A 6,359-nucleotide genomic window follows, 5' to 3' on the forward strand; every position below is an offset into this window, starting at 1 on the left:
TGTTGCCAACAGCTTGAATATCGTAGTGCGGGAGTAGGGAAGCGGTAGCTTTCCGATTAGCACTAAGACGAAGCATTTTGTTTGCCTTTATTTTTTTCTTATTCAAAAGTCAAATTAAAATGATTTGACGACTTTATAAAAATACACTAAACTTTGGATTGAACACCAAAACCCGTGTTAATTATAGCTTATGTTGTGTTTTCGTTTTTCATTCTGACATATTGTAATTAATCAAAATTTCATTTTCCACAATATTTTTATTTTCTTTTAAAACTCTAAACCCTAATTTTTCAAAAAAAGGTCTAGCAGTTTTACTCACATCGGCACTCAGCTTTTCAGTTCCGTATTCAATAGATTTTGCTTTAATGCTTTCATAAAGTTTACTTGCGATTCCTTTCCTGGTATAGTCCTTATGTATGTACATTAAGTTCAAATAATTTTCATTCTTAAGTGAACTGAAACCTACAATTATTCCATTATTTTCTGCCACTATGAAAAACTCTTCTTTTAAAGAGTTATTCCATTTTTCTGTTTTTTTTACAGCGTTACTCCATACTTTTCTCTGCTTTAATGAATATTCATTTTGGCAAGTTTCCATAATTGTCTCCGAGAACAGATTTTGAATTTCAGCTAGGTCTTCAAGTTTGGCATTTCGAATTTTGATATTCATTATTCGGTAATTTTTTAATGAAACATAACGGTCAGAGTGTAAGGCACAGTGGGGCGAGTCTCTCAGAGAGCCATTGTTGCGCCCCAAGGTTGTACACAACGATGTGTGTAGTTTCGTGTGGGGTTCTCGTGGAACTCGACCAAAGTTAGCCTAAAATTGGCTGTGGAGCAACGGTTTTATGCATGAACAGTAGCACCCTTAAAGGAGCTATTGCTTATATACTTTGTAAGCAAAAGTTTTAATCTTAATAATATACAATCCGCTTGGTAAGTTTGATAAGTCAATGTATTGTTTGTTAACTATATTATAATTCTGAAATTCTTGACCTAAAGTACTCATAATTTTTACTTCCGATTTCAAGAAAGTTAATCCTTCTACTTTAAGTAGGTCTTGTACTGGGTTTGGGTAGATTAAGATTGAAAGTGTAGGTTGGTTTTCTATTCCTAATGTCTCATTGTATTCAATTGCTCCAATATCAGGGTTTGCATCTCTAATATTACCAAGATAATCTATTGTTTGTGCACTTTGTGAAGAAGCATTATCTATAGCTGTTGAAGAATTACTAAGCGAAAAATCATAGTTGTTTTCGTCAATAAATAACGGATTTGTTTCATTCCAGCCACTTGTTAATGGATTAGAAGTAGTACTTCTGATAACATTAGTGCTTCCAGAATTATTAAACACAATGTTAGAATCTAGAACAAGGTTTGTAACTGGCTCTGCCAATATGCCTAATGCCCATTTATTGGATTTTGAATATGAAATATTACTCAGTATTTTGACATCGTCTGAGGCATTTACTCCAATTCCACCCGGTTTTGCATGATTGGTTGTAGCATTATCAAAAACGGTATTGTGTTCTATTGTTGCACGATTGGTATGATGACAAACTATTCCACTAGCTCCATTTTTGTACGATAAATTATTTGCGATTAACATGCTCCCATGTACATAAGTGTTTTTGTTTCTAGTAAGAAATATTCCAGACCCTTCATCTATCTCAAAGTGAACAAATGTTTTATTTGGGTTCCAAGAAATAAGCCTATTTTCATTTTGATAAACTTCATTTTGTGTAATAACTATTTTAGTTCCAGTATAAGTGTCTCCCAGAGGTCTTACTGTTGCCTCACTTACAGTTATTGCTCCTACACCTTGGGTAGTCCAAAAAGTATTATCATATACTTTATTATTTGAAATAGTAATATAATCTGATTGTTGTGCCCTAATTGCAGCAGACGGCACATTTCTAATAGTATTTCCTGTAAATTCTATATGATGAGATTTGTTTGCAACTAAGGCTCTACCGTTATACTCAATAGGCTTTTCAATTGACCCATCTGAGCTAGAAGGTTGATCTATAGATGTACCAATAATGGAAGGGTCATTTATATCTATCCCCATTTCAGTTTCTAAATCATGAATTACCCCATTAGTATCTTTGTAAAGTCCCCAAGCGTCTTCCGCTTCTTGTTGAGTTATATTGTCTGCAATACCATCAAAGATAAAATTGTATATTTTTAGATAAGATGAATTCTGAATTAAAAAGCCGTAGATACCATCAAACTCAATGATTACTTGTTCATTTTGGTAAGGGATAAATGTTATATAGTCGCTAGCTGTACCATTTATATTGGATAATCGAGCTACTGGTTCTCCTGTCCATATATCATTATCTCCAAAATCAGAATTCTGATACGTTCCAGCTCTTACAAAAACAGTATCTCCAGGGTTTGCTTGATCCCCTGCGTGTTTTATAGTGCCATACGGATTAGAAATACTACCGTCTCCAGAACTATTATTGCCACTTGGGCTTACAAATATTTGATTTTGAGTGTAAGATATATAGCTCATAAAGAGCATTGTAAATAGTAATATTTTCTTCATTTTGATGATTTTTTACTCACTAACTTTTCAGTTTTACACTAACGTTTAATTATTTAAACCGCTATTATTTATAGCATTGTTATGTGTTTTTATCCCATATTTCTGTATTTGGATGAAACTCTTTCCAACCTAACCACCAATGTTTTTCAACAATTATTTCCTCTTTTGTTTCAGCATCAGTTGCTGTTAAATATTCACTTAATTGATCATATTTCAAATTGAGTTTCTTTTTATCAAATGTGTCAGAAAAAATAGTTTTGTTTTTTAGCTCAGATTTCGGATATGCTCTTGAAATTCCGTTATAACTAATACCGAAAACGGTTTCCCTTGTGGGCAGTCCCTTCAAATCAGTAAAACCTGGTGGTGTTATTTTTGGTGTAATAAAATTTAGAGCTTTTAACATTCCTCCTCTCGATGAGTACCCTTTTCTGGCTTCTATACATTTATAAGCAAATTCAGAATTTGGATGTTTAGTTACCCAAGAATTCCAATTTGTATTTTCTCCTGACAATAATTTCAAATGTTTCCCTTTGTATTTACCATATATGCATTCTCCTGTTGCTTGTTGCCACAAACTTTTAGATTGGTCGTCAATCATTACCATATTTCGTCTCCAAACAGCCGAAACTTTAAAATATAGTTTTTCTCCTTCAAGTTCTGCGCTAAAAATTAGTGCACTTCTACAAATTGCACAATAAGAAACAACAATATTTATGCCCTCAATATTATCGTTAATAATGTGTCTTGGAATTACTACATCTAATGGATATGCAACCGAAAGATTTTTTATTGATATTCCAATAATTTCTGTTTCCCCACTAATATTCAATTTACTGCCAAGTTCGCGTTCTACTTTTTTTACTTCAGGAAATATATATTTAAAGTCAAATAAAAAGGATAAAATAATTAATAATAATGCTGTGATTAAAAGGGCATTAATTATCGCATTGCTTGGGGTTAAAACCCAAGACAATAGACCAAAAACGATAGAAGTTAAAGAAAATACAATGCGTTTAAATTCATAATTAGAAAAAAACCAAAGCGATTGTTTTACTTTACCAAATACGGCGGTTTGCCTACCAAATGCAATGGTAAATGCAATTAAGAAAGCTACTGTTGCCAAAATCATATCTTCTGGCTTTCAGAATTACTGTATATTTTTATTAAAGCAGACTTCATTTCATAAGTAGGTATAACATCTCCCATTACCAATACATGAAACATTATTCCGTGCTAGAGTTGCCATTAATCGAACTCAAGTTTGTAATTAGGAGCCTTGCAAATCTATCTTGGGATCGAAAAATTGACGTGGATTATTTTTTCAAAAGCGGGTAGTATTTTATCAAATGAAAGTAATTGAAAAGTCATACATTTTAAAAATAGAATAGTTTAAATTTTGACAATCAATTAGTTATAAAAAAAATGAATGTTAGTTGTTTCATTTCACGGGATATTGTGTGTAACATCTCGGCGCAGTGGCGATTTATAACCACTTACTTTTCAGTTTAGCCCAAAAGGTTGATTTATTAATAAGTTTTTCGGTTAACTCTTCACTTACCATTGTTGTATAACCATTGTTACCAGTAGTTTCTTCTTCATTTTCTGACTCCGATTCTTCGATTGTCCATTCACTTCCGATTCCATTTCGATAAGCCGCTTGTCCGTAATTCAGGTAATAAACTTCATTTAGAGTCGGGTCAAGTTTTATAATTTCTTCTAGGCATACCAATTTCGAATCTGCTATTTTTGGCTCATATTCTGTATGAAATTGCCAATCTCCATCTTCATTGTGATGTACATACAATATTGGTTTGCCTTCAAAAGCGTGATGAGTTGTATAAACTCCTAAATTTTTTTCTTCTTGATATTTAAATTCAGTATTCCTATCAAGTAAAGGTTGTTTGAATTTCCAATTTTCGTTGAATCCACTTTCCCAAGGCCATTTACTTTCTTTATCAGGCCAAATCATTTGTAAAACAGGAAAATCAAAAGTGTTTTTATAATACCATCCAGCATAACCTAAATAGTCTGCATAATTTCTTCATTAACCTTCAAGAATTGAACTTCGTAGCCTTCCAATAAGCCAGAATATTTCTGATTAGGTTTATAATTGTTTCCTTTTCTTATTTCGTCTCTCAGTCCGTTTAGAAGATGTCCCATTACATCTGTTTTAAGACCGAATATTATTATTTCAGGATGTTGGAATTTTTCATAAAGACCAATTGTATAAACAAAGGCAGGTGAGTAACCATCACATTCTAATTGTGCTAAATGACAATCATATTCTTTGATGTCATTTACAATCCTTTCTTTTGCTTGTTTATCGTGTTCTTCGTGGTTTTTCATATTACTGGTAACGGTCGGTATATGGAAAGTTGCGTGTTTGAGTGCGAAGATTTTCCGAAGGAAAATCGGAAGCTAGCAAACTAGCAACTCACATTAATTAAACAAAAAGTAGTAATTTTTATATATTGTTATGGCAATAGTTTTTATTTATTTCGAGCCAACTTATAATAAGTATTAGTGGTGTCAGTTTTCCATTTAAAAACCAGAGTATCTTCATTTTTGCTTAACTTATAAACAAAATGATTTCGAAAGTCCTCTTCGTCCACTTTATTCATATTTAAATCCGTAATATTTTTAAGGTATATGTTTGATTCGTCCGAAGTCCAATTTTGTTTTGTGGTAAAGATTGATTTAATAATAAGCGAATCTTTGGTAAAAATCAGACCATAGTCGTTGTTGTCAATATAATTCCAATCTCCGATTAGTTTAGTATTATATTCATTTGATTTACAACCAACGAAGATAAAAGTAAGGATTAAGTATACTGAGTATTTCATTTAATTATTGCTAACGGTCTATAACCGTCAGTTACGGGATAAGTTAGCGATTATTTTCGGTTAAGCACAAGCCTTAGCAAGTGCGAGTGGATTCGGACGTATTCGAATCCGCCGTAATTGCGGATACATTGTTGCCCACAGTATTTTTTTAATCAAAATCATAATCGTCAAAATCTGATTCTCCTCCGCTACCATTTCTATATCGATAGGCTAGAATTCCGATTACTATAATTGTCAATATTATCGGAAAATATTCTCGCATTATTTTAAAAGTTTTTTTGGAACTTCATAACTCGCTGCATATAACAATTCTTTTCCACTTGCTTTAAATTCCGTAAATGCTTTTCTGTACCATTTTGGGTCAGTTGCAACAGTATTAAAATCTTCAACAATCAGAACGCCATAAAAATCTCCGTCAATCCAAGGTTCAATTCCGTAAATTCCAAGTCCATTTTTTTCTACTTGGTCAAGTACAATTTCAAAGTCAGATTCCGAGAAATAATAAATCGATTCAGAGTCGAATCCATCATTCAGATTTTCAAGTCCATTAAACACATTAGCTTTTAAATATTCCAATTCTTTCATTCGGTCTTCTTCGCTATAATTTGCTAATTCCAATTCCACTTCCTCATAAGTTTTCGGTTCAGTTTTCTTTTTTGAGCTACAACTCAATGTTAAAAGTCCGATTAATACTATTTGAAGCAGTTTTTTCATATTGTGGGCAACGGTTTAGTATAACCGTCAGTTACGGGTTAATATGCATTAATTTTCGGTTCAGCACTGGCTTTAGCAATTCCGAGTGGATTCGGACGTAGTCGAATCCGCCGTAATTGCGGTTAGCATCGATGAAAAAGCAGTAAGTCGAGTATCTTTAAGGTTCACGATAAACGATTAAGATATGAACACTCAAATTACTGCTACCCCTAAGTTATACATAGGGATTGACATACACAAGCGAAGTT

The 6,359-nt window shown here is 32.7% G+C and carries 6 protein-coding genes and 1 pseudogene; all 7 read right to left on the reverse strand.

Features of this window, described 5'->3' with window-relative positions; translation table 11 throughout:
* Positions 1 to 208 precede the first annotated feature (208 nt).
* The 7 genes and pseudogenes from JS605_RS16550 to JS605_RS16580 all read right to left on the reverse strand — a co-directional run bounded on the left by JS605_RS16550 (position 209) and on the right by JS605_RS16580 (position 6,111).
* The gene (locus JS605_RS16550) at positions 209 to 670 is read right to left on the reverse strand and encodes a GNAT family N-acetyltransferase (protein ID WP_203258840.1); all 462 of its coding nucleotides are present in this window, start codon (positions 668 to 670) and stop codon (positions 209 to 211) included.
* A 207-nt stretch (positions 671 to 877) separates the two neighbouring features.
* The gene (locus JS605_RS16555) at positions 878 to 2,554 is read right to left on the reverse strand and encodes a T9SS type A sorting domain-containing protein (RefSeq protein WP_203258841.1); all 1,677 of its coding nucleotides are present in this window, start codon (positions 2,552 to 2,554) and stop codon (positions 878 to 880) included.
* Positions 2,555 to 2,633: 79 nt separating this feature from the next.
* On the reverse strand, positions 2,634 to 3,677 hold the full coding sequence (locus JS605_RS16560) for a DUF3179 domain-containing (seleno)protein (protein WP_203258842.1): 1,044 nt from the start codon (positions 3,675 to 3,677) through the stop codon (positions 2,634 to 2,636).
* 360 nt (positions 3,678 to 4,037) lie between these two features.
* Entirely contained in the window at positions 4,038 to 4,523 is a 486-nt protein-coding gene (locus JS605_RS16565) for a DUF4262 domain-containing protein (protein ID WP_239000385.1), read from the reverse strand.
* Positions 4,524 to 4,535: 12 nt separating this feature from the next.
* Positions 4,536 to 4,900: pseudogene (locus JS605_RS16570) on the reverse strand (DUF4262 domain-containing protein); the annotation flags it as partial.
* A gap of 143 nt (positions 4,901 to 5,043) precedes the next feature.
* Positions 5,044 to 5,397 carry a hypothetical protein gene (locus tag JS605_RS16575; protein ID WP_203258844.1) on the reverse strand — a complete coding sequence of 118 codons (354 nt, stop codon included), beginning with the start codon at positions 5,395 to 5,397 and terminating at the stop codon, positions 5,044 to 5,046.
* A gap of 261 nt (positions 5,398 to 5,658) precedes the next feature.
* Positions 5,659 to 6,111 carry a hypothetical protein gene (locus JS605_RS16580; RefSeq protein WP_239000386.1) on the reverse strand — a complete coding sequence of 151 codons (453 nt, stop codon included), beginning with the start codon at positions 6,109 to 6,111 and terminating at the stop codon, positions 5,659 to 5,661.
* Positions 6,112 to 6,359: the final 248 nt, after the last annotated feature.

This window comes from Hyunsoonleella ulvae (assembly GCF_016827605.1).
Lineage (GTDB): Bacteria > Bacteroidota > Bacteroidia > Flavobacteriales > Flavobacteriaceae > Jejuia > Jejuia ulvae.